The following is a 21,872-nucleotide window of genomic DNA, read 5'->3' as shown; positions in this document are numbered from 1 at the left end:
GGGAACAGGGAACAGGGAACAGGGAACAGGGAACAGGGAACAGGGAACAGGGAACAGGGAACAGGGAACAGGGAACAGGGAACAGGGAACAGGGAACAGGGAACAGGGAACAGGGAACAGGGAACAGGGAACAGGGGATAGGGAATAGAAATTTTGTCTTCTATCTCCCTAAGCTTCCCCAGCTTCCCCAGCTTCCCCAGCTTCCCCAGCTCCCCCAGCTTTCCCAGCTCCCCCAGCTTCCCCAGCTCCCTCATAATTCAGCCCTCATCTTTGGGTTTGATTAGCATAGCTTGAATGGCAGCGCTTAGATAACCAATCTGCCCATAAGCATAAACTAGATTATCGAACCGTTTGGCTGGGTCAGTCAAATGTTTCGCGGATTTGTAGAGTCCTCGGGCTATGCGTTCTCCTCCTCGTCCTAGCTGACGTACCCCAGTTCGACCTGCGACTTCTTCGCGATAACATTCGCTAATCCCTTGCCACCAGCTACGCTGCAAAAACCAGCTTGCTTTGAGGCGTTCTGGGGCGACGTTATGGGCGGCTAATGCATCGGGAAGATAGGCGACTTGCCAGCCTTGTTTGAGGGCAAGTTCGGTCATGTATAATTCTTCATTGGATAATAATTTTTTACCTTGACGTCCTAGGTTAGGATCAAAGCCACCAATTTGTTCTAAGAAGGTACGCCGGATGGAGTAATTTAAGCCTCTGGGCGTTAAACCAGGTTCTTGGATATAGACAACAGTATCTCCGAGATCATACAGTCCCAGATTGCCAGCGAGTTCTGGGGATATCCAGCTAGGAGGTTCGACGCCGGGGGGCCAAATTAGGGTGACTTTCCCGCCAGCGATTGCTAATTGTTCATTCTGTTGATAAGCGTCTAGGAGAACGCTCAACCATTGGGGACTGGCGACGGCATCATCATCTAAATAGGCGAGAATGGGAGCAGTGGTTTCCTTTGCGCCAGTGTTACGGGCAACGGAAAGACCGATGACGGGTTCGTAAACGTATTTGAGCTGAGGATGAGAGATACGGGCTTCAACAATCTCACGAGTGCGATCGCTAGAGGCGTTATCGACCACTACGACGATAAAATTATCACACTCTTGGGCTAATAGGCTATCGATGGCAGCGCCTAGATAAGCATCTCGGTTGTGAGTACAGATAATCGCGGCAATCTGAGGCGTTGGCATAACTGTCGGGGTGAGTCGTTGCTAGGGAGTCTAAACAGCTCTGTTTTGACACTCCTCAGCCTGAAGGCGTGAGGATTCTTCTTTCATCGAGCGCTCTTAACTATGAAACAGGGGTCCTATTTCATACCAGAGGAACATCTCTCCAGAAGCGTTTTGCTCCATTGCAGAAGCTAGTTTCGATATGCCCTATCGTACTATTGAAAACAAGAAAGAATGTGTTTTCTGGTGCTTGTTGCTTAGACTTTTTACCTGTACAAGCCTTCCTGTACAGAACCCTCTAAGCCTAGTTTTCAAGGTGCGATGCCTCTCGGCTCTGGGTTTTTATAGAGGTTTAATACCCTTTCCTCTAAGCTAATTCTAACACAAAGTCGTCCTAAAAGACGAGGCTTTAGACCCAATTGTTCGGTAACACAAGATTCAGCGCATCGGCAAATCGGCGTTACGCTGTCATTCAGAGGGGGCGGGTTTAGTCACATCTGGGTTGCAAGTAACGATAATGGTAAAATCCGCCCCTACACCCTTAAAAATTCAAAAATTCTTTACAGCCACTCAATTTCATTCACTTTTTTATCCAGGTAAGTTTGTTGTTGTCCGAGGTCACGATACCAAGCGCCGTACAGATTAATGGGAGTTTTTAGTACATCCCCCAAAGAGGCTTTTCCGGCAATAACTTGTCCGCTGGTTACTGGCAATTCCTTGAGCAACCAGCGACTGATTAAATAGAACGATTTTTTTGAGGTTAATTTTGGTTGCAATTCGACGCCGTGCAGTTCGTGTAAGTATTTATTAGAACGCCCATAGCGTTGCCATTGGCTGCGAAATTCCTTTAGGTTCGTGCGGTGGCGGTGTTGGACAATGGCTTTTTCGGCAAAGTCGAGTTGCCATTGAGTCTGGCGCTGAATTCGCCAACAAATATCAGCATCTCCTCCGGTTGTCATGTAGGGACGGAATAAGCCGACTTCTTGTAAGGCTTGGCGACGAATGGCTAAGTTGGCGGTTTGACCGTAGGGATAAAATGGGTGATCAAGGGTATTTTTTTGGCTTAATGTTTCTTGACGTTCGGCATGTTTTTCGAGCAGGGTTTTACCGGGTAAAGCAGAAATTTCCCCGACAACTAATCCGATTTGAGGATTGGCAAAGGGTTGAACTAAGAGACTCAACCACTGGGAAAGGGGGCGACAATCGGCATCAGTGAAGGCTAGAATTTCACCAGTGGAGGCTTTTATGCCTGTATTGCGAGCCGCGTAGGAACTTTGAATCTGGTTTTCGGTGAGGGGGTGAAGCGTGATACCTTGAGCTTTGGCATCTTGAGCGGCTTGGTGCAGAATGTCAGGAGTGCGATCGCGGCTATTATTGTCTACGAGGAGGTATTCTACCTGATCCTTGGGGTACGTTTGTGAGAAGAGACACTGGATTAAGTCGGGTATATCGGCTGCACCGTTGTAGATGGGGACAACGACGGATACCTTGGGGACAAAGGAGGGATGGGGTTGGCTATCGGTGGTGCGATTAAGAGTCATCTGATTAAGCTAAGTAGGTTGTCTTATGGTTTATGGTTTGCGTTTTATGTCACCCCTCTCGCCATCCGTTACAGCTTTCTGTCTAATCCGTTATCCCAGCCGTCCTGCCATTTTACATTGAATGAGTTAAGCTTTTGAGAAACCCTAAAATGTGGGATGTTCCTGTATGCAATGCATGGGTATTTATACCTTAGCCAATGATGCTGTATATGACCAACTCGTTGCCTTGCTCAATAGCATTGAGGCGAATGTGAGTCCAGATATTCCCGTTTGCGTTATTCCCTATGATACTCAACTTAATCGAGTGGAGGAAGAGTTAAACGCTAGACCTAACGTCAGCCTGTTTGATAATTGGGACTCTATTCAGCGTTGGGAAGCCTTTGCCCATCAGATTTGGGCGGCACATCCTCGGGCTGGTCAACAGTATGTTAAACGTCCTCGCTGGTATGGCGGTCATTTGCAGAGAAAATTTGCTGCGTTTGATGGTTATTTTGACAAGTTTGTATTCTATGATGCTGACAGTTTAGCTATGAAGTCACTGGATAGTGTGTTTGACAAACTATATCAGTATGATTTTGTATTTGATGATTGGGAACATAGTAAGCCAACCGATGTGGCAGCGTTAAATATTTCTATTGTTGAAGCCTCTGGTCGTTACTCAGAAGCCGAGATTCGTCCAAAACTTCATTGCGGAAGTTTTTTTGCTTCTAAACGAGGCTTTTTTGATGCCAATACAATCGAGCGACTCAAGAAACTTTTAATTGAACAGAATGAAGTTAAATGGATAAATGGGGATGACTGGTGGGGGGGAGGTCAATTTGTTTAATTATATGACCCTTCGGTGTGATTATTCATTGTTTAATTTTACCCTTAGCGATAATCCCCAAGAGCGAACGGGTAACTGTGCTGGTGCCGATTCTTTTGTTAAGATTGATCATATTCTTTATAATAAGCAAGGATTAAAACCTATTCACCGGATTCACTATATGAATTACTCGTCTCAAGATTTTGCGCGTCTGAGTCAAGGGCAAGATGTTAAAATACCGTATAAAGATGAGTTTTTACATTACCGATTTTACCAAGCTCCTCAGCAGAAGCCTAAGACACTGCATCCTCCCAATTGGCTAGACGAACAGACAAGCAAGCTTAAAGAATTTGTTAAAACGGTCAAAGTAAAATTTTATCGTTTATTTCAAAAGCAATACTAAATTACTATTAATTGATGGTTATTGGAGTGGGCATGAAGCGTGTCAATATAATCCTGGTTGATAATAAGTTTGGTTTAAGTAGAGACGCGAGTATTCTCAGGGAAGTCTTGCAAAAAGCTAATTTCAAGGTTACTGTGTTTGAAGTCGGCAAACCTACACTTGACCATAAAATTCAGCGTCTATCAACCTACGTCAATCGGTTTACCAGCGAATTGATAAACAAAAATCCTCCTTATGACATTAATTTATTTCTTGAATATGTCATCCCCGCTTGGTTTCCGTATGCTCACCTCAATTGCCTAATTCCCAATCAGGAATGGTTACGAGACGACTGGCGTCCTTTTTTAAATCAGTTTGACTACATCCTTTGTAAAACCAAATTCGCGCAAGCTATTTTTGATAAGTTAGGCTGCAAGACTGAATTTATTGGCTTTACGAGTCTTGACCGATTTAACCCTCAATCCAGCAAAAATTACGATAAATTTTTCCATCTGGCAGGTAAAAGCGCTCAGAAAGGCACAGATATCATTATCAACCTCTGGCGGCGTCATCCAGAGTGGCCCCCCCTGACTATCCGGCGGAATTGGCAAGAGCCTGACTCAATGAGTACAACTAATATTGAGTATATTACTCACTATCTGGATGATAAAATATTAAGGGACTATCAGAACAGTCATGGTATTCACCTGTGTCCTTCAGAAGCAGAGGGTTTTGGTCATTTAATTGCCGAAGCGATGAGCTGTCGTTCAGTAACGATTACCACTAATGCACCACCGATGAATGAATTGATCGCACCTGATAGAGGAATTTTAGTGGATTATTGTCTGACGAGTGTTCAGTGTCTGGGTATCAATTATCACGTTGATACCCAGGCATTAGAACAAAAGGTAAACGAAGTTTTAGGAATGGATTATCTGACTAAAAAAAGCTTAGGGGATAAGGCTCGTGACTGGTATCACCAGAATGATAATCTTTTTAGGCGCAGACTTGTCGATATTCTTAATACTATTTAAATTAAGGTAAGAAGTGGATTGAGGTCAGCAATTTTATACATATAAAGTGATTGACTAAGACAAGATCAGCTATTTTTTGTTCCCTATTTACTGTTCATTGGCGAATTAGCTAAGCCTATTTATTATGTCTGAAGTTAGTGTTTGTATACCTACTTACAATCGTGCCAACTATCTAGTTGAGTCAGTCAACAGTGTTCTGAGTCAGACGTATAAAGATTTTGAGTTAATTATTTGCGACGATGGCTCAACTGATGAGACATCGACGGTTGTCAGTCAGTGGAATGATTCCCGAATTCGCTATATCCGCCATGCTAAGAATATAGGGCGCAGTAAAAATATGCGTTCTGGTTTTGATGCTGCACAGGGAAACTATTTTATCAAATTTGATGATGATGACGCCCTAACACCGGAGTTCCTAGAAAAAACGGTGGCTGTCTTAGAGACGGAACCCCGTGTTGATTTTGTCTGTACGAATCACTGGGTTATTGATAAAAACGGCAATCGCGTGGAGTCGGCGACGAAAGAGAATGCGGCGAAATGGGGCAAAGATAAGCTGAAGCCCGGTATAATTCCTGATTTAATGCGGCAAACGTTTCAATATCAGAGTTTGCAGGTGGGTTCGACATTGTTTCGTCGCGCCTGTTTGCAGGATGTGGACTATATGCGCCCAGAAGCCGATGGCTGCGAGGATTTTGATTTACTGGTACGATTAGCGATCGCGGGGAAGCAGGGGTATTTTTTGCCAGAGTATTTGATGGAGTATCGGTTTCACGGGGGACAGACGAGTTTAAGACAGAATTTGCATTTTTTGAAGGCGAAGGTTTTTTGTATTGATAGTTATCGATTTCCCGATCAGGAATTAGAGAAACTACGGATACAAAAATTGGCATGGACAAAAGAGGCTTTGGGATTACGATTAATTGAAAATGGGGATACGGTTCAGGGGCGTCAAATGTTGCAAGAGGTGGCGGAGATTATTGGCAGTTCTCGGAAAGCGCAATTGGGAGTAATTTTATCCTATTTACCCCTCAGTTTGCGCCAAGCAGCGTTGCAACTATTTCGTCAAATGCGTCCCAAAGATTATACGGATCAGGTGCGAGAAGCGGGTTGAGAGTTCTTGGCGAATGAAGCGTGCGATCGCACAGTTTGTAGTAAGCGCTTCAGCGCTGCTAGCACTAAAGTGCTGACTACAAACCTAACTGATGAAGACGTTGATACCCTTGCCGTTGCGATCACCCCTCAAGCTAAAGTAGAATTAACGATAGATGAGGTTAAGCATTTCCATGGAAACCAAGGAGCTAAAATTTCTCCTGAAACTGCTAGGATGTCCGGACTACCGTTCTCCACTGTCGGCAAAACCATTCAATAGTATCAAAGGCAAAAACAAACTTGTCCGCGATTTAGAAACCCGGGGTTGGCTCGATTTCTCCCGTGAAATCGCATCGGTTAAAATTTTACCACCCGGTCGCGCTCTGTTGAATGTGGAACCGGATCAAGTTCCCCTCTCTCCCAGTGAACTTAGGGTACTCAACAGTATCGGTAAAGCATCGGGAAAAGTTAAACCCAGCAAAATCGATATCAAGTCGTTGAAGTCAGCCGAACGCGATGCTATTTTACAACGCTTCCATGAACGGGGATTCATTGAAGTCGAAAAACAACTGAAACGCCAAAAGGCTGAAGTGTGGATGACTCAGCGCGGACTCGATCAGCTACGAGAGGATTATATCCCGAAAAAAGGCACAAATCCAGTAATTAGCTTAGAACTGCTGGGGAATTATCTGCTGTTTTTGCGAAAATCACTTCCGAGTCAAGTGAATCCGTCTGTAACTGTCACCCAACCCCAACCTTCGTTGAGTTCAGAACCTGTACTGACCCAGAAACCAACAGATACAGAAATTTTACAACTGATTCAGCAGTTAGATAAAAAACTAGGAACCGACAATTATTTACCCATTTTTCATCTGCGTCAGAAATTACAACCTCCCTTATCTAGGGATGACTTAGATCAAGCCCTCTATCGTTTGCAACGGGAAGACAAAATTGAGTTGAGTTCATTAGTTGAGGCGATGCACTATACCTCAGAACAACTTCAAGCTGGGATTCCTCAAGAAATTGGCGGATCTTTATTTTTTATTATTGTCAACTAGCGGACTCATTTTTCACCATACCCGCCAATTCTGTTTGTAATCACTTCTAAAGATAATCATGGCAAACATTGATGAAATTATAAAACAAGAAGTCAACCCTTTTGATCCGGTAACCTTTAAAACCGGAAACTTTTGGCGAGAAGATCAACAAGTCGCCGCCACAGTTGATTCAATTCACCAAGAAGCAATTACTCAGGTGACTGAGGTTCTCCGATTAGTCGCCAGAGATCAGCGGACACGGACGATATTACTGGATGGAGACTCGGGTTCAGGGAAAAGTTATTTATTAGGACGTCTTAAAAAAAAGCTTAACCCTGACGCTTTTTTTATCTATATTGATCCCTGGGCAGATAATCAGCATATTTGGCGACATACGTTGCGCCAAATGGTAGATAGTCTGATGCAAAAGCCTGAAGGACAAGAAAGTTCTCAATTAATTCTTTGGTTGAAAGGACTATCAGCGTTTAAAGATCGCAGCATGATGAAGAGAATCCTGGGGGAACGAGGACTTTTTATTCGCAATTTTAGAAGCACTTATCCCTCGGGTATTTATCAGGCAAGAGATTTCTTTGGTGTATTGTATGGTCTCACGAATCAGGATTTATATTTTTTGGCTTGTGACTGGTTGCGAGGAGAAAATTTAGATCGAGATGACCTCAATGCATTAGGGGTTAATCAGCCTATCGATAATGAAGAAGCCGCGCGGGGAATAATCGGCAACTTTGGCAGAATTTCAGCATCGACAAAACCCATTGTTCTCTGCTTCGATCAAGCGGAAATGACACCGAAGTTTGCTGATGGAATTCCCAACTTACAATCCTTATTTAATCTTAATAGAACGTTCCACAATCAATATCTTAAAAATATTCTGGTTATTATCAGCATTGTAACGAATCAATGGAAGGTGAGTAAAGAACGTCTCGAACAATCCGATTTAGCCGGAATTGAAAAACAAGTTCGTCTAAAATCAATAAACCTTGAACAAGCTGAAGCCCTCTGGATAACCCGACTCTATTCCCTGCATGATCAAGCGACTCCTAAACCCGACTCTCCCCTTTATCCTCTCCAGAAACAAGCATTGGAGCAAAAATTTCCTGGGGGTAGAGCCAATTTGCGAAATGTATTAGGACTTGGCGGAGAATTATTTATTGAACATAAATTAGGTCATAAACCACCAATAGAAGATGCCGTTGCCACTTTTAAATTAATTTGGCTTAAAGAATTCCACAAAACCCAACAAAAAGTCGAGCGAATTCGTCAATTTTCATCGGTTGATCTGACACAAATGTTGCAACAGGCAATGAACGCCTTGCAGATCAACACTGACCCTCATCTTTTAAATCATGCCAAGTATAGTAGTTATTCCTTCAGTTATCAGCATCCCGATAAAACTGAACGACTAGGAATTTTCTGGAACGAAGAACCCAACATGACAAGCTTCAATGCAGCGATGAACGCCTGCGAAAAAAACCTGAGAAGAAACTGTTGTGATACTCTGATTCTGATTCGAGCCGAAAAACTGGGTCAAGCCAAGAATAGAGGATATCAACTGTTTAAGAGACTTTTCAACGGTAAGCCCCATCGTCATCTTACCCCCCATCTCGACTCTATCCACTACCTGAGAACCTATCAGCTTTTAGTCAACTCCGCCGGTGCTGGGGAATTAGTCATTAACCAGAAAACCCTCACTCTCCCTACGCTAGAACAATTGATTCGACAATCTCACGTTTTACAGAATTGTCCATTGTTACAAGATTTAGGACTTGTATCTAAACCCATTATTAAGCCTGATCCCGATTTAGAAAAAATTAAAGACTTCCTCTTAAACCTCGTCAAAACCCAATTTATGATTGGACGGCAAAAATTAGTTGATTTAACCCTGCAAGACTTCTCCCATATCGATAAATCCCAAATCAATCAGCAAATTCAGACACTCTGTCAAGAAAACCAAATCACCCTCATCCCCCCTGACGCTAAACCCCAAGATCAATCCGTCTGCTGGAAACCCCCAATCAAAAACAACACATCCCCCCAACCTAAATAATCCTGACTCAAAACTCGTCCTCAGCAACGTCAACATTTCTAACCCAAATAGAGCAACACTAAACCCCACTTACCCCTCTGCGCCCTCTGCGTTTACCTCTGCGTTACTCTGCGTTTAAAAAAATCCTCCCATGTACCTCACCACCCCCAATGAAATCCGCCAAATTATATCCCAACTCGCCACCTATCCAATTCTCTGGCTAGACACAGAAGTCGCCGACTGGCACACATCAAACCCCAGACTCTCCCTAATTCAAATATTAGCCGATCCCACAGACAGAACCGGCGATCGCGCCTATATCCTTGATGTCCTAGATAACCCTTACCTAGTCAAGGATTTCGTCGCTCAGATTATGGTTAATCCCGACATTGAGAAAGTCTTTCACAACGCCAGCTTTGATCTAAGATTTCTCGGCGGGAGCCAACAAGCCCAAAATATCACCTGTACCTTCAAACTCGTCCGGAAACTCACCAGAAATTCCCGCCAAAATCCCCTGCAAGTCTCCAACAAACAACTCAAAACCCTCGCTGTTGAACTCTGTCACTTCACCAACGTTGATAAAACCGAACAAAACAGTGATTGGGGACAGCGCCCCCTCACCGCCAAACAACTGCACTATGCCAAAATGGACACGGTTTATTTGGCTCATGTGCATCACCATTTATTACAATTAACACAGCCGCCTACTCCACCCCCAGTAGTGATGACACCAAAGCGACAAACAAAAACAGCAGAACATCCTCCCTTCAGTGCAACTAAAGTGCGCGTGGCGTTTGAATGTCCGCGTTTATTCTATTTAAAACAACACTTTGATGGTAACACTCTATTTATCCCACCCGGTCAATCTATCGGAATTGGCACCGCTTTTCACACCTTAGCCCAACAATTTATCAAACTCGCTCAAGAAAATCACCACTTTTCCGACTTATTAGAACCGTCCGCTGATCAATTAAATAGCGAAGCTGTCACCATGGGGATGCAGCAGTTATTCTATCAACAGGTATTTTTTCCCTACATCGAATCCCATTCCGAAATGGCGACGGTATTGCCAAAGCTGTGGCAAGGCTTAACCGCTCTAATTCAGCGTTGGGTCGAATTATTAGTGGTAAATCGCCGCTATTGTTTGCATCAAACGGTGATTAATCAAACCTTTATTCTGGAAGAACATAAGCTGAGTTATCGCTTTCCTATCCCCAATGGGAGAACCCAGGAGGTGACGGGTCGATTTGATAGTTTAGTGTTTAATTTTGAACGCAATCGTCTCTGTTTAATTGATTATAAAACCTACGAACCTGTTGACCCATCAGCGCAATTAGCTCAAGTGGCACTCTATGGTTATATGCTACAAAAAACGAAAGGAGTGCTGGTTGATTCAGCGGTGTATTGTGTTCTCCCAGAATTTAAGGAGTATGCTTATTCTTGGGAACAGTTGGAAATAGCTGTTCATGAGTTGATTCCCCATAAGTTACAGCAAATGCAAGACTGGGTGAGTTGGCAACAGACTCATTCAAATCCGCCACCGCTCACGTCGAATACTCACTTGTGTGATATATGTCCTCAACAGGAAACCTGTCAAACGTACTTTGAAGTCAGGAGTACAGATACACAGCCCAGGAAAGGGGAAGATGAGGGGACTTCTGATGGTGCTGAAGCGTCTACGACAAAGGCTGATGGCGCTAAAGCGCTTACTACGAACGATGATGGCGCTAAAGCGCTTACTACGAACAGTGATGCGATCGCGCAACGGTTAGTTGAGACGTTACAATCCTTTAAAATAGACGTTACCTGTGTGGGAACCGCCGTTGGTCCCGCCTTTATCCGGGTAAAACTGAGACCAAGTCTGGGGGTAACGGTTAACAGGTTGCTGAGATTATCGGCTGATTTACAGGTACAGCTTGGGATTACTCATCCTCCCCTAATTGCGCCCCAACCTGGCTATGTCAGCGTTGATTTACCGCGTCCAGATCGACAAGTAGCGCGGCTTGAGGATTATATCACACCCCAGACAACACCAACGCAGGCTCCCGTAAAAATTGCCATTGGTGTGGATTTAGATGGGAAACTCGTAGAAGCCGACTTATCGGATGCGAATACCTGTCACTTTTTGGTGGGGGGAACAACTGGAAGCGGGAAGAGTGAATTTTTGCGATCGCTCCTGTTATCCTTACTCTATCGCCATTCGCCCCAACAGCTTAAAATCGCCCTGGTTGATCCCAAGCGTGTCACCTTTCCCGAATTCGAGCAAATCCCCTGGTTGTACTCTCCTATCGTTAAGGATAGCGAAGATGCGATCGCTTTGATGGAAAGTTTAGTCACAGAAATGGAACGGCGTTATCAGCGATTTGAGCAAGCCGGATGTTCTCACCTCGATGCTTATAATCAACAGAATAACCCACCTTTACCTCGTCTTGTCTGCATCTTTGACGAATATGCTGACTTTATGACCGAAAAAGATATCCGCAATGCTTTAGAATTAAGTATCAAACGATTAGGTTCAATGGCGAGAGCGGCGGGTATCCATTTAATTATTGCCACGCAACGTCCAGAGGCGAAAGTGGTTACACCGATTATTCGGTCAAATTTACCGGGAAGAGTCGCGTTGCGGACAGCTAGCGAAGCGGATTCTGAGATTATTTTAGGGGGAAAACAATCGGAAGTGGCGTATTTGTTGGGGAAAGGAGATTTACTGTATCAAGTGGGAGCAAAGTTGCAGCGATTGCAGAGTTTATTTGCTCGAAGGATTGAATTGTGAAGGGGGGATTATATTTTTTCAACGCAGAGGTACGCAGAGGTTTTAACGCAGAGGTACGCAGAGGGAGTGTGAGAGTTTTGTCTCTAAAATTGAGTTGATCTATCTTAACTGCTCTAACTGGGATATCCAAGCATTAAAATGAGGGCATTTCTGTCTGATGGTTGGTAAACCAATTTTTTTAGCTATTAAAGGAGCTACAGAAACTTTTGCATCTTCATAGCCAGGAATAAATTTGTTAAGGCGTTTAGAAGGGGCTGTAGTTGAGCCATTATTAATGAGTTCTGGAGATGTGAATTTTTCACAAACGGCTAATAGTTTATGTATGTTTACTTGATAATCAGGGAATCTCTCGGTTAATTTTTGGGGATCAGATAAAATTAAAGCTTCAAATTCATGCAATTGAATGTAAGGAATAAAACGAGGGTCATTAATGTCATTCCCAAAAGCTGCTTCTAGTTGTTCAACCTTTTGATAGGGATCAGACTTATTTTGAGATTCAGCAAAGTTAGGAAAATCATTCGGTAAAGCATATAAATCTAACATTGTTGTAAATCTTGCTTCCTGATTCCTATCTTGCTTGAGCCAGAGCATAATATCTTTTTTGATTTTTCCATAACTGACGGCTCCACCTCGATAAACCTTCTTTTTCGTTCGTTTACTTGTAATGCAATGAACATCAGTTGAAATATTAAGAATTCCCAAATGTTCCGTTAAAACCGACTTGACAAATTCTTCTTCTGTTTGACCCTCCGCAACAATATGTAAACGAATCATCAGCTCGGTCTTCCTCCAATAATATTTTTATTCCATAGCTCAGACAATGAATACTCTTCTAACCAATCTTCCAGTGTTTCGGTTTTTTGTCGATAAAAATAAGATTGACGATTTTTTCGTTCGACAACGATAATGTCTTCAGGGGCAAATAAATCAATTAACAGGGTGGACTGAGTAGCTAAGATGACTTGGCTATAAACAGAAATACTATTAATTAAACCACCGATGATATTAATCGCATAAGGATGTAAACCTAACTCAGGTTCATCCAAAATCAAAACATCCGGTAAATCACTTTTGGGTTGTAGTAAAAGGGTAACTAATGCCATTGTCCTCAATGTGCCATCTGAGGCTTGAGCCGAACTAAAGATTAAATCAGTCTCCCTTTCTCTCCATTGAAGAATAACAGCGTTACTTACTGGTTCTAAAACAAAATCAGCAAAAAATGGGGCAATTAAATTCAGAGTATCAACGATTCTTCTATAATAAATTGGCTCTGTTTCTTTGAGACGCAAGAGAAAGGGAGCTAAATTGGCTCCATCTTCTCGTAAATATCGGTTATCGTCTATATTCCATCGTTGTCTAATCCGAGCCGTTTCCGATGTGTTGTGAAACTGATAAACTGCACAACTTTGCATCAGTTTAAAAATAGTTTTAGCTGTTGGATTGCCTGAATTGGTGCTATCAATTAGTTTCGCTTCTCGCTGACCTGCATCTAATGAAATCCAATCAGCAAGCCCATTAAACGTGGTACGGGAAAAGCGATATTTTTCTTCGGCAAAGATGAACGTATCTGAGGCAGCATGAAAAAGCCGAAAAAAGTAGTCGTTTCGTCCGGCTTCTGTTTGAAAATGAAGTTCTGCCTCCATTTGTGGCGTGACAGATGCGCCATCAAACAGCAAAGCGTTAGCCCCTCCTGATTTGCCGAGAAATACTTGTAACTGTCCCGGTGTTTGCAGCATCCAGCGTAATAGTTTAAAGAAAGAAATGAGATTAGATTTGCCAGCCCCATTCGCCCCAATTAAAATATTTATGGGTGCTAACTCCAACTCCATATCTCGAATAGATTTATAGCCTTTGATTTTAAGAGTTTTCAACATAAATAATCCAAACTTTACATTATACAGGAATTTAATAATATTTTATCCTATAGTCTTCACCAGAGTTGCTATCTTTGTTGATTCTTCTCATTCAATGGGAAATTAGGTAAGACCCTTCTCTTTGCCAATTATATAGTTGTGTGTAGGGGCGGGTTTCACAATTATCGTTTATTTTTGACCCATAAGTGACTAAACCCGCCCTGACTAACGCCCCTGTCTCCACCGCATCAGGCAGATCAGAGTATGATATAACCATCGTCAAAACAACCATGAATGGGACACGTTATTTCAATCGTCAATATGAAAGGGGGTGTGGGCAAAACCACACTCACCGTCAACTTGGGGACAAGTCTGGCTAAAGAACATGGGATGCGAGTCTTAATCGTTGATCTCGATACCCAGATTAATGCGACTCTCAGCCTAATCCCTCCGGTACAGTTTACAAAATGCCGTAAACAAAAGCGCACGCTACAACAATTAGTCAATCAAGCCCTTCAATCTGATTCGTTATCCTCCCCTACCGTTGAGGATGTGATTGTCCCCAACATTTGTCAGGTGAATGGACTGGACTTGATTCCCGGTAATATCGAACTGTACAATGATTTCTTATTAGCTACCCAGATTTATACACAAGCCCATAGCAATCAGAAAGACTTTGAAAAAGGCTGGAATCATCTGGAAGATGGGTTAGTGAAGCGGATAATTAAACCGATTATTCCCAATTATGACTGGATTCTCTTGGATTTTCCGCCAGGAGATAATTTGCTGACGCGCAGTGGTATGATTGCCAGTGACTTTTATCTGATTCCCGCTAAGCCTGAACCTCTATCGGTTGTGGGGATGGGGATTTTGGAAGGTCGTATCCGGAGACTTAAGCAGAGCGATCGCGCTACACTCAATTTACTGGGTATTGTCTTTTCCTCCCTCGGTCATGCGACGACGATGGCAAGGAAAGTCAAGAAGCGAGTCCGTTCTGATTTTGGCGACGATAAAGTCTTTATCACCGAAATTCCCACCAATGTCGCCATCGCTAAAGCCGTTGATGAGTTTCAACCCGTAGTTCTCACCGAACCCACCTCCACGGGGGCGAAAGCGTTTACCGAGTTAACCAAAGAATTTCTCCAGCGAATTGCGTAGTGTCAGGGAGTGGGAAAGCTGGGGTAAGGGATAGGAATGCGGGGTTGTAGGGGCTGGTTTTACGGATAACAGTTTGGCACAAACCCATAACTGACTAAACCCGCCCGTCTGGTTAAAACCGGGGGTAAAAACGTACCCTGTGATAATTATACCCTTGGGGCGGGGCGGGTTTAGTTACTTATGGGTGGGGAAAGAAACGATAGTTGTGAAACCCGCCCCTACAGAAACTTGTTCACTTGATGGGTAAAATCGCTTACCATAGTAGACTGTTGCCGAAAGCTAGGAAAATTTCAGACGCAATATGGCGTTTATAATCTAGGTTGGCTGATACCTAACTGGGTAACGTTTCTCCAAAAGGATTTTATCATGGGATTTGTCATTGCCACAGTTAACATGAAAGGCGGCGTCGGAAAGACGACGCTAACCGTCAACTTGGCAACATGCTTGGCGAAACAGCATCAAAAACGGGTTTTAGTGGTTGATTTAGATACCCAAATCAGCGCTACACTCAGCTTAATCGCCCCTCAAGATTTTGCTAAAGCTAGAAAAGCGAGACGCACGCTGAATCAGTTAATTGATAAGGCAATTCGTCCCAATCGCCACGCAAAACTCAAGATTCAGGATGTTATTCAATCTTACGTTTGTTCGGTAAAAGGACTGGATTTATTGCCGGGAGATATCGATTTGTATGATGAGTATTTAGTCTCCGAGATGCTGCATCAAGAAGCCAGTCGCGAAGAGACTCCCAATTTTAATCAGGTGTGGAATCGGTTTGAGCGGCTGTTGATTAAAAGTATTTTAGAACCTGTGATAGATAACTATGACTTTATTATCTTAGATTGCGCTCCTGGCTATAATCTGTTAACTCGTAGCGGTATTGTTGCCAGTAACTTTTATTTACTTCCGGCTCGTCCTGAACCTTTATCGGTTGTGGGAATTCAACTCTTAGAACGGCGGATTGCCAAATTGAAGGAGAGTCATAAGTCTAACATGTCTCTCGACCTACAGTTATTAGGCATTGTCTTTATTTTATCCGGAGGATTGCTGGGTCGATATTACAAGCAGGTGATGAATCGGGTAACCGAAGATTTTGTTCCGACGCAATTGTTTAAGAATCGCATTCCGATGGATGTGAATGTGGCTAAGGCGGTTGATAGTTTTATGCCTGCGGTTATCGCTTCTCCCAATTCTTCAGGGGCAAAAGCGTTTATGCGGTTGACAGAAGAATTTGTCGAGAAAATAAATGCCTATCAGAATGAGTTTAAAAAGGGCTCTAGTAAAATGAATTTGGCGAATTTGGAGTGATTTGTCCTTAGTCTTTTGTCCTTGGTCATTCGTCCTTTTTCGTCAGGAGGAAATTGATAATTTGGACGGGGCGGGTTTAGTGACATCTGGGTGACAATAAATGATAATGGTGAAACCCGCCCCTACGAACTGTTTTATCCTTGCTTCTTAATAATCTAAAAGCTATGGATAAGTAAAAGCTATAGCTATAGTTCTATCGCCGCATCAGATTTCCCCGTTGAGACAGAAATCAGTTGGGCTTGACGTCCACCTTCACTTAAATAGGTTAAATTCAAATGCAGATAAGATTCTGGTAAATAGGGTAATCGATCCGCCCATTCGATCGCGACGATTCCCAAGGGCATTTCCACGCCTTCCCAATAGCTTTCTAGGTCTAAGGCGGCTACGGCTTCCGGTTCTAGGCGGTACAAATCTAGATGATAGAGGGGAATGCGTCCTTCGGGATATTCGTTAATCAGAGTAAACGTGGGACTGACGATCGCGTCGGTGATTCCCAAGCCTGCACCAATTCCCTGCACCAGTGTGGTTTTACCCGCACCTAAATCTCCCTCTAGCAAAATCACAGTACCTGCGGGCAAAGATTCCCCCAGACGAACACCTAGCGATCGCGTGGCTTGTGCATCGGTTAGACGGAATTTAGTCATTCCTGACCCCTTTTACATCAGATGAGCGCGACTATACCAACGTAGTAACACCCGTGCTAACTTTTCCGGATTATGGCGCACTAGATTCGTGTGCTCATCTTCATCCATGACATTCGCTAAAACAATGCGGCGTCCTAACTCCTCGGTTGCTTCGCGATCCAGAAAAACCGGGTGGGAATTGACTTGGGCATACTTAATCAAGGCTTCAGCAGAAGGCACTTTTCGATGCACCAAAACCGCATCAAACAAAGAGTGACCACAAGCATTGTCCAGGGTGCGAATATGATCAGCAACCGTATATCCGTCCGTTTCACCCGGTTGAGTCATGATATTACACACATAGATTCGGGGAGCAGTACTTGCCGCGATCGCATCCGTAATTTCTGGTACTAACAGATTCGGCAGGATGCTGGTATACAGACTACCCGGACCAATAATAATATAATCGGCTTCGTGAATCGCTTTGAGAACAGCGGGAAGAGCCGGAGGATTTTCTGGCGTGCAACCCATCTTGACGATTTTACCATTGGCAGCCGTAATATTCGATTCGCCTTCAATCCGACGCCCATCTTCTAATTCTGCCCAGAGACAGACATCACTCAATGTCGCCGGAAGAACTCGCCCTCGCACCGCTAAAACTTGAGAACTGGCGGCAATTGCCCGTTCTAAGTCCCCCGTAATCTCGCTCATTGCCGTCAAAAATAAATTACCAAAACTGTGACCCACTAGACCATTCCCCGCTGAGAAACGGTATTGAAACAGTTCGGTTAATAGTTTTTCTTGGTCTGCTAAAGCTGCCAAACAGTTGCGAATATCTCCCGGAGGCAGAACCCCAAATTCTTGCCGCAGCCGCCCAGAGGAACCGCCATCATCGGCTACGGTGACAATGGCAGTGATATGGGCGCTGTAAATTTTCAGTCCTCGGAGTAAGGTAGACAACCCAGTACCGCCTCCCACGACGACAATTTTCGGACCACGATACAGGCGACGATGGGCGATCAGCACATCTACCAGTTCTTCATCGCCTCCGGGTTTTAGTGCCTCAGTAATCGAACCCACCGTCCGGGTTTGTCCCCAGAAGATAAACATTAGACCACAAATAATCGCGATCGGTCCGGATACATAGTTGGGAATAACCGTGGTGATTGTTTCCAGAATGGTGGACGTGAGTTGGATTAAGTAAAAAATGGGGGTCAGCTTTGCCCAAATCGCTACCCCCAGACTCGTCAGTAGTACGCCTATGGCACTCAGAAGCAACCAGCGTTTGACGAATAGTCCAGGGGCTAACCACTTAAACCACCGATTCACTTGTCGGGGCGTCCTACCTCTTGACTCGTTATGCAGGGTTCGTAGAGCGCGTTTGAGGAGACTAATTGAGGACATTGCTGATACCAGAAACGGAGAACAAAACTGGATAGACTTTAGCTAAGAGCAGGGCAATTGCTCAAGTCCTTGACGGGAGGTGTAGGATTGTCTGCTGTCAACTGTGCCATATTCTTTTATTAGCTGGGAGGATAGGTTGGTCAGGATACATTCTGGAAATTATACCGGGACGACTGATTAATCTAACGGAGAACGTCAAATAATCACAACGACTAGAACACCAGTCGGTGTCATCGCAGTCGCTCCTAGAATTCCTCAAAACTGTAACACGAGCTACACAATCATCCCTTGAATTCAGGTCTTACTGTTCATGGCATCTGCCTGAATGAGGAAGTTTTGACCCTTCGCTTGGCTCAGAATGACACGTTAGAACGCAACTTGGTATGAGTTTTGAGTTCAGAAACGTTTGCCATCATGCACTAGACTGGTGTTCTAGGATACGGCAAGGTCGATGGGAAAGCGAATTTTAGGACTAGACCCAGGGTTAGCGATTTTAGGCTTTGGGGCAATTATCTGCCACGCCGAAGTTAAACAAATGACCAAGGTTCGGGGAAAATCGACATCTGAATCTGTACAGTTATTGGATTTTGGTGTAATTCAGACGCCAGCGCGGACGGAACTGGGAAAGCGACTCTGTACAATTTACGAAGATTTACATACGATCCTGGAGCAGTGCCAACCGGATCTAGTTGCCGTAGAGAAGCTGTTTTTTTACCGGATGGGTAATACAATTACTGTGGCTCAGGCACGGGGGGTGGTCACCTTGGTGTTAGCCCAGCATCAGGTGCCAATGGTAGAGTTTACACCTGGGCAGGTGAAGCAAGCGTTGACAGGTTACGGGAATGCGGACAAGCACGAGGTACAGCAAGCGGTGGCGCGAGAGTTAAATTTAGAGAGTATACCTAAGCCAGATGATGCAGCAGATGCTTTGGCGGTGGCGTTAACGGCATGGTTTCATCAGCAGTAATAATCTATTGTTTGATTTAATGTGAGAAGATAAAAGCCTAAGCGGGGTAAGGAGTGTGTAAAATGGGCATCATCACTCGAATCACGGATTGGTTAGAAACCCATTGGGTGACTCCTGCTTATGCTGGATGGATATTAGCGGGTATTGCGATTTGTTTCTTTGGTGCGGCGACCAATACTATGTCAGGGTGGCTGTATGTCATCAGTGGTATAACGTTTGCGCTATTGGGGTTAGCTGTCATCTTACCGCCGCGATCGCTACGTCATCTTAAAGTTCACCGACATCCCCTCTTTCCGGTTAGTGTGGGTGACGAACTCACCATTGAAATTGATATCGAAAATCCCACCCCTAAACCAAAAACGTTATTACAAGTTCAGGACATTCTCCAATCGGAACTGGGAAAACCCATGCAAACCGCGATCGAAACCATTGCGCCGAGGGGGGTCTATCACTGGGTTTATTTCCATTCCACCCAAAAGCGGGGGGTCTACCACTGGCATGAAATCCAACTAAGAACTGGAAACCCCTTAGGATTATTTTGGTGTCGTCGTAGCCGCCATGCGCCAGCCACAGCGATTGTGTATCCTACAGTATTACCCTTAACCAGTTGTCCAATCGTTGACGAAATTGGCACAGATGATAGTTTACAACTGTTAAGCGATCGCCGTTCTCAATCCGCCACCGAAGACCTGACGCGATCGCTACGACCTTACCGGGTGGGTGATCCAACTCGTCTGATTCATTGGCGTACCAGCGCCCGGTATGGAGAATTGATGGTACGGGAGTTAGAAGTCTTTACGGGGTCTCAAGAAATTGTCATTTGCCTTGATAGTGCGGTAAGTTGGCAATCTGAGGATTTTGAATCAGCCGTGATTGCTGCCGCTTCCCTCTATTTCTATGCCTGTTCTCGTCAGCTTGACGCTAGACTCTGGACAGCTAGAACCGGATTATTACATGGGAATCAAGTTGTCTTAGAAGCCCTAGCTGCGACCCAACCGGGAGAAGATGCAGACGCTGGCGATCCTCCCCATCTTCCCTTAATTTGGCTCACCCAACAATCCGCCAGTCTCAATTCCCTTCCTCCGGGTAGTCGTTGGTTATTTTGGTCACTATCCACAGTAGCCCAACCAGAACGGCACACCTCAGGACTGACCAATTGCGCGGGTCAAATTATTGATAAAGAGGAACCCTTACAACGTCAGCTACAACAGTCCCTTAGCCGGATTTAACCGGAATGGCACGCTCAGATGAGGCTGGTGGGCAGTACATGGGTGTCAACTTAAGCCACATTACCCACGATAGGATACTGGGTGTGGGTATGGGGTGTGGGGTGTGGGGTGTGGGGGAAAGCGAGCAATTTTGGGGAGCTATGTATTAAACGGAGCCTGTTTGAAAAAAACATTGTGGATGAATAGGTGAGGTGAATGGTGGTAGGTGTGAGATTTTTTAGGCTCCAACAGACAATTCCATCCCGACACCCGATACCCGACACCCGACACCCGACACCCTTACTCAACCGAGCTTTCATGAAAATCCGACTCCTTAGAAGGCTTGCGTTAAAATGCAAAGAAAAGTGAACAACCACACTAAGAAATAGGGTATCTAGCGAATTTTACTTATGAGTACATCAGAAAGCACAAATCTTTCCAATGAGAAAACACTGGCGGCGATGAAGAATTTTGCCGAAACTTATGCTAAACGAACGGGCACCTACTTTTGTGCTGACCCGTCGGTAACGGCTGTCGTCATCGAAGGATTGGCGAAACACAAAGATGATTTAGGTTCACCCCTATGTCCATGCCGTCATTACGAAGACAAAGAAGCGGAGGTGAAAGCCACCTACTGGAATTGTCCTTGCATCCCCATGCGTGAGCGCAAAGAATGCCACTGTATGTTGTTTTTGACACCAGACAACGAATTTTCTGGAGAACAGCAGGAAATTACCATCGAGGAGCTTCAATCCGTTCGAGATAGCATGGCTTAATTGTCTTTAAGTCATTGGTCATTTTCAACTCTAAATGACCAATGACTCATACTCTGGAATTAATCACCTATGACTGAGCAATTTTGGCAAGGTGTCGAGCAATTTAATCAACAGGAATTCTATGCCTGTCATGACACCTTAGAGGCATTGTGGATGGAGGCTGCCGAACCAAACAAACAGTTTTATCAAGGTATATTACAAATTTCGGTAGCTTGCTACCATCTCAATAATCTTAACTGGCGTGGCGCTGTCATCTTGCTTGGGGAGGGAATTAGACGCTTAGGTGACTACCAACCTATTTATGAGGAAATTCAGGTTACAGAGTTAATTGACCATAGTTATCAGCTTTTGCAAACCCTGCAAAAAACCGGAGCAGAAGGCATTGCTGATTTAGTAAAGTCATTAACAGCAAATCAACTCAGTCAGGAGGGGGCGTCAGAAATTGTTCGTTTACCTAAAATTATTCGAGTTAATTTAAGTTAATTGTAGGGATGGGTTTAAGGACTGTAGGGGCGGGTTTAGGTACTGTAGGGGCGGGTTTAGGGACAATTGTAGGGGCGGGTTTAGGGACAATTGTAGGGGCGGGTTTAGGGACAATTGTAGGGGCGGGTTTAGGGACAATTGTAGGGGCGGGTTTAGGGACTAAATTCAGCTATTCACCGATAACGGAAAAACAAAACCCGCCCTCCTCACCGATAACGGAA

At 44.3% G+C, this 21,872-nt stretch carries 22 protein-coding genes and 1 pseudogene; 15 read left to right on the top strand and 8 right to left on the bottom strand.

The window, feature by feature from the left end:
• From RIC07_RS32405 to RIC07_RS32395, 3 genes are all read right to left on the bottom strand, one after another.
• A partial coding sequence (locus RIC07_RS32405) for a hypothetical protein (RefSeq protein WP_446398117.1) occupies nucleotides 1-254 on the bottom strand: 254 nt, incomplete at its 3' end.
• Nucleotides 255-257: 3 nt separating this feature from the next.
• Complete coding sequence (locus tag RIC07_RS32400; protein WP_446398116.1) at nucleotides 258-1,190, bottom strand: glycosyltransferase family 2 protein; 933 nt, start codon at nucleotides 1,188-1,190, stop codon at nucleotides 258-260.
• Nucleotides 1,191-1,729: 539 nt separating this feature from the next.
• Nucleotides 1,730-2,710 carry a glycosyltransferase gene (locus tag RIC07_RS32395; protein ID WP_446398115.1) on the bottom strand — a complete coding sequence of 327 codons (981 nt, stop codon included), beginning with the start codon at nucleotides 2,708-2,710 and terminating at the stop codon, nucleotides 1,730-1,732.
• A gap of 166 nt (nucleotides 2,711-2,876) precedes the next feature.
• Between RIC07_RS32395 and RIC07_RS32390 the strand changes: the two are divergent.
• From RIC07_RS32390 to RIC07_RS32360, 7 genes and pseudogenes are all read left to right on the top strand, one after another.
• Nucleotides 2,877-3,918 (top strand): annotated as a pseudogene (locus RIC07_RS32390) (Npun_R2821/Npun_R2822 family protein).
• A 32-nt stretch (nucleotides 3,919-3,950) separates the two neighbouring features.
• Nucleotides 3,951-4,931, top strand: coding sequence for a glycosyltransferase (locus RIC07_RS32385; protein ID WP_446398114.1), 981 nt, complete (start codon nucleotides 3,951-3,953; stop codon nucleotides 4,929-4,931).
• Between the two features lie 124 nt (nucleotides 4,932-5,055).
• Nucleotides 5,056-6,042: a glycosyltransferase family 2 protein gene (locus RIC07_RS32380; RefSeq protein ID WP_446398113.1), complete on the top strand. Its 987-nt coding sequence runs from the start codon at nucleotides 5,056-5,058 to the stop codon at nucleotides 6,040-6,042.
• Between the two features lie 6 nt (nucleotides 6,043-6,048).
• Nucleotides 6,049-6,300, top strand: coding sequence for a hypothetical protein (locus tag RIC07_RS32375; protein WP_446398112.1), 252 nt, complete (start codon nucleotides 6,049-6,051; stop codon nucleotides 6,298-6,300).
• Nucleotides 6,215-7,078 (top strand): transcription factor RcaD, encoded by an 864-nt coding sequence (locus tag RIC07_RS32370; protein WP_446398111.1) that lies wholly within the window; start codon nucleotides 6,215-6,217, stop codon nucleotides 7,076-7,078. Before RIC07_RS32375 ends, RIC07_RS32370 begins: the two co-directional genes overlap by 86 nt.
• Before the next feature lie 58 nt (nucleotides 7,079-7,136).
• On the top strand, nucleotides 7,137-9,122 hold the full coding sequence (locus RIC07_RS32365) for a P-loop NTPase fold protein (protein WP_446398110.1): 1,986 nt from the start codon (nucleotides 7,137-7,139) through the stop codon (nucleotides 9,120-9,122).
• 130 nt (nucleotides 9,123-9,252) lie between these two features.
• On the top strand, nucleotides 9,253-11,874 hold the full coding sequence (locus RIC07_RS32360) for a DNA translocase FtsK (protein ID WP_446398109.1): 2,622 nt from the start codon (nucleotides 9,253-9,255) through the stop codon (nucleotides 11,872-11,874).
• 99 nt (nucleotides 11,875-11,973) lie between these two features.
• Here RIC07_RS32360 and RIC07_RS32355 read toward each other — a convergent pair whose 3' ends face one another.
• From RIC07_RS32355 to RIC07_RS32345, 3 genes are all read right to left on the bottom strand, one after another.
• A complete protein-coding gene (locus RIC07_RS32355; RefSeq protein WP_446398108.1) occupies nucleotides 11,974-12,648 on the bottom strand; it encodes a DUF4276 family protein in 675 nt (224 codons plus the stop codon).
• Nucleotides 12,648-13,748, bottom strand: coding sequence for an AAA family ATPase (locus RIC07_RS32350; protein WP_446398107.1), 1,101 nt, complete (start codon nucleotides 13,746-13,748; stop codon nucleotides 12,648-12,650). The genes RIC07_RS32355 and RIC07_RS32350 overlap by 1 nt, the downstream gene beginning before the upstream one ends.
• A gap of 91 nt (nucleotides 13,749-13,839) precedes the next feature.
• Nucleotides 13,840-14,004: a hypothetical protein gene (locus RIC07_RS32345; protein ID WP_446398106.1), complete on the bottom strand. Its 165-nt coding sequence runs from the start codon at nucleotides 14,002-14,004 to the stop codon at nucleotides 13,840-13,842.
• Between the two features lie 17 nt (nucleotides 14,005-14,021).
• Here RIC07_RS32345 and RIC07_RS32340 point away from each other — a divergent pair, with 17 nt between their 5' ends.
• Together RIC07_RS32340 and RIC07_RS32335 are read left to right on the top strand one after the other, a co-directional pair.
• Nucleotides 14,022-14,885: a ParA family protein gene (locus RIC07_RS32340; RefSeq protein ID WP_446398105.1), complete on the top strand. Its 864-nt coding sequence runs from the start codon at nucleotides 14,022-14,024 to the stop codon at nucleotides 14,883-14,885.
• Between the two features lie 366 nt (nucleotides 14,886-15,251).
• Nucleotides 15,252-16,190: a ParA family protein gene (locus RIC07_RS32335; RefSeq protein ID WP_446398104.1), complete on the top strand. Its 939-nt coding sequence runs from the start codon at nucleotides 15,252-15,254 to the stop codon at nucleotides 16,188-16,190.
• Nucleotides 16,191-16,375: 185 nt separating this feature from the next.
• Here RIC07_RS32335 and tsaE read toward each other — a convergent pair whose 3' ends face one another.
• Together tsaE and RIC07_RS32325 are read right to left on the bottom strand one after the other, a co-directional pair.
• Nucleotides 16,376-16,834, bottom strand: a complete 459-nt coding sequence (tsaE, locus tag RIC07_RS32330) for a tRNA (adenosine(37)-N6)-threonylcarbamoyltransferase complex ATPase subunit type 1 TsaE (protein WP_446398103.1) — start codon at nucleotides 16,832-16,834, stop codon at nucleotides 16,376-16,378.
• A gap of 12 nt (nucleotides 16,835-16,846) precedes the next feature.
• Complete coding sequence (locus RIC07_RS32325; RefSeq protein WP_446377233.1) at nucleotides 16,847-18,217, bottom strand: gluconeogenesis factor YvcK family protein; 1,371 nt, start codon at nucleotides 18,215-18,217, stop codon at nucleotides 16,847-16,849.
• A 451-nt stretch (nucleotides 18,218-18,668) separates the two neighbouring features.
• Here RIC07_RS32325 and ruvC point away from each other — a divergent pair, with 451 nt between their 5' ends.
• The 6 genes from ruvC to RIC07_RS32295 form a co-directional block, all read left to right on the top strand.
• Nucleotides 18,669-19,184: a crossover junction endodeoxyribonuclease RuvC gene (ruvC, locus tag RIC07_RS32320; RefSeq protein ID WP_446398102.1), complete on the top strand. Its 516-nt coding sequence runs from the start codon at nucleotides 18,669-18,671 to the stop codon at nucleotides 19,182-19,184.
• Between the two features lie 62 nt (nucleotides 19,185-19,246).
• The gene (locus tag RIC07_RS32315) at nucleotides 19,247-20,413 is read left to right on the top strand and encodes a DUF58 domain-containing protein (protein ID WP_446398101.1); all 1,167 of its coding nucleotides are present in this window, start codon (nucleotides 19,247-19,249) and stop codon (nucleotides 20,411-20,413) included.
• Between the two features lie 5 nt (nucleotides 20,414-20,418).
• Nucleotides 20,419-20,562, top strand: a complete 144-nt coding sequence (locus RIC07_RS32310) for a hypothetical protein (protein WP_446398100.1) — start codon at nucleotides 20,419-20,421, stop codon at nucleotides 20,560-20,562.
• 240 nt (nucleotides 20,563-20,802) lie between these two features.
• The gene (locus RIC07_RS32305) at nucleotides 20,803-21,168 is read left to right on the top strand and encodes a ferredoxin-thioredoxin reductase catalytic domain-containing protein (RefSeq protein WP_446398099.1); all 366 of its coding nucleotides are present in this window, start codon (nucleotides 20,803-20,805) and stop codon (nucleotides 21,166-21,168) included.
• A 69-nt stretch (nucleotides 21,169-21,237) separates the two neighbouring features.
• On the top strand, nucleotides 21,238-21,651 hold the full coding sequence (locus RIC07_RS32300) for a DUF309 domain-containing protein (RefSeq protein WP_446384639.1): 414 nt from the start codon (nucleotides 21,238-21,240) through the stop codon (nucleotides 21,649-21,651).
• A gap of 8 nt (nucleotides 21,652-21,659) precedes the next feature.
• Nucleotides 21,660-21,872 (top strand): hypothetical protein (locus tag RIC07_RS32295; RefSeq protein WP_446398098.1); only part of this gene is annotated, 213 nt, incomplete at its 3' end.

Source organism: Coleofasciculus sp. E1-EBD-02 (genome assembly GCF_040218245.1).
Classification (GTDB): Bacteria; Cyanobacteriota; Cyanobacteriia; order Cyanobacteriales; family Coleofasciculaceae; genus Coleofasciculus.
Note: the sequence above shows the minus strand (reverse complement) of the source record. Positions and strands in the feature narration are given on the sequence as shown.

Bases quoted from the DNA above. Each gene is read 5' to 3' on its own strand.
- ruvC (WP_446398102.1), top strand. From the start codon at position 18,669: ATGGGAAAGCGAATTTTAGGACTAGACCCAGGGTTAGCGATTTTAGGC.
- RIC07_RS32350 (WP_446398107.1), bottom strand. From the start codon at position 13,748: ATGTTGAAAACTCTTAAAATCAAAGGCTATAAATCTATTCGAGATATG.
- RIC07_RS32305 (WP_446398099.1), top strand. From the start codon at position 20,803: ATGAGTACATCAGAAAGCACAAATCTTTCCAATGAGAAAACACTGGCG.
- RIC07_RS32380 (WP_446398113.1), top strand. From the start codon at position 5,056: ATGTCTGAAGTTAGTGTTTGTATACCTACTTACAATCGTGCCAACTAT.
- RIC07_RS32385 (WP_446398114.1), top strand. From the start codon at position 3,951: ATGAAGCGTGTCAATATAATCCTGGTTGATAATAAGTTTGGTTTAAGT.
- RIC07_RS32325 (WP_446377233.1), bottom strand. From the start codon at position 18,217: ATGTCCTCAATTAGTCTCCTCAAACGCGCTCTACGAACCCTGCATAAC.
- RIC07_RS32345 (WP_446398106.1), bottom strand. From the start codon at position 14,004: ATGGTTATATCATACTCTGATCTGCCTGATGCGGTGGAGACAGGGGCG.
- RIC07_RS32400 (WP_446398116.1), bottom strand. From the start codon at position 1,190: ATGCCAACGCCTCAGATTGCCGCGATTATCTGTACTCACAACCGAGAT.
- RIC07_RS32315 (WP_446398101.1), top strand. From the start codon at position 19,247: ATGGGCATCATCACTCGAATCACGGATTGGTTAGAAACCCATTGGGTG.
- RIC07_RS32395 (WP_446398115.1), bottom strand. From the start codon at position 2,710: ATGACTCTTAATCGCACCACCGATAGCCAACCCCATCCCTCCTTTGTC.
- RIC07_RS32355 (WP_446398108.1), bottom strand. From the start codon at position 12,648: ATGATTCGTTTACATATTGTTGCGGAGGGTCAAACAGAAGAAGAATTT.
- RIC07_RS32335 (WP_446398104.1), top strand. From the start codon at position 15,252: ATGGGATTTGTCATTGCCACAGTTAACATGAAAGGCGGCGTCGGAAAG.
- RIC07_RS32360 (WP_446398109.1), top strand. From the start codon at position 9,253: ATGTACCTCACCACCCCCAATGAAATCCGCCAAATTATATCCCAACTC.
- RIC07_RS32370 (WP_446398111.1), top strand. From the start codon at position 6,215: ATGGAAACCAAGGAGCTAAAATTTCTCCTGAAACTGCTAGGATGTCCG.
- RIC07_RS32340 (WP_446398105.1), top strand. From the start codon at position 14,022: ATGGGACACGTTATTTCAATCGTCAATATGAAAGGGGGTGTGGGCAAA.
- RIC07_RS32310 (WP_446398100.1), top strand. From the start codon at position 20,419: ATGGCACGCTCAGATGAGGCTGGTGGGCAGTACATGGGTGTCAACTTA.
- RIC07_RS32300 (WP_446384639.1), top strand. From the start codon at position 21,238: ATGACTGAGCAATTTTGGCAAGGTGTCGAGCAATTTAATCAACAGGAA.
- RIC07_RS32365 (WP_446398110.1), top strand. From the start codon at position 7,137: ATGGCAAACATTGATGAAATTATAAAACAAGAAGTCAACCCTTTTGAT.
- tsaE (WP_446398103.1), bottom strand. From the start codon at position 16,834: ATGACTAAATTCCGTCTAACCGATGCACAAGCCACGCGATCGCTAGGT.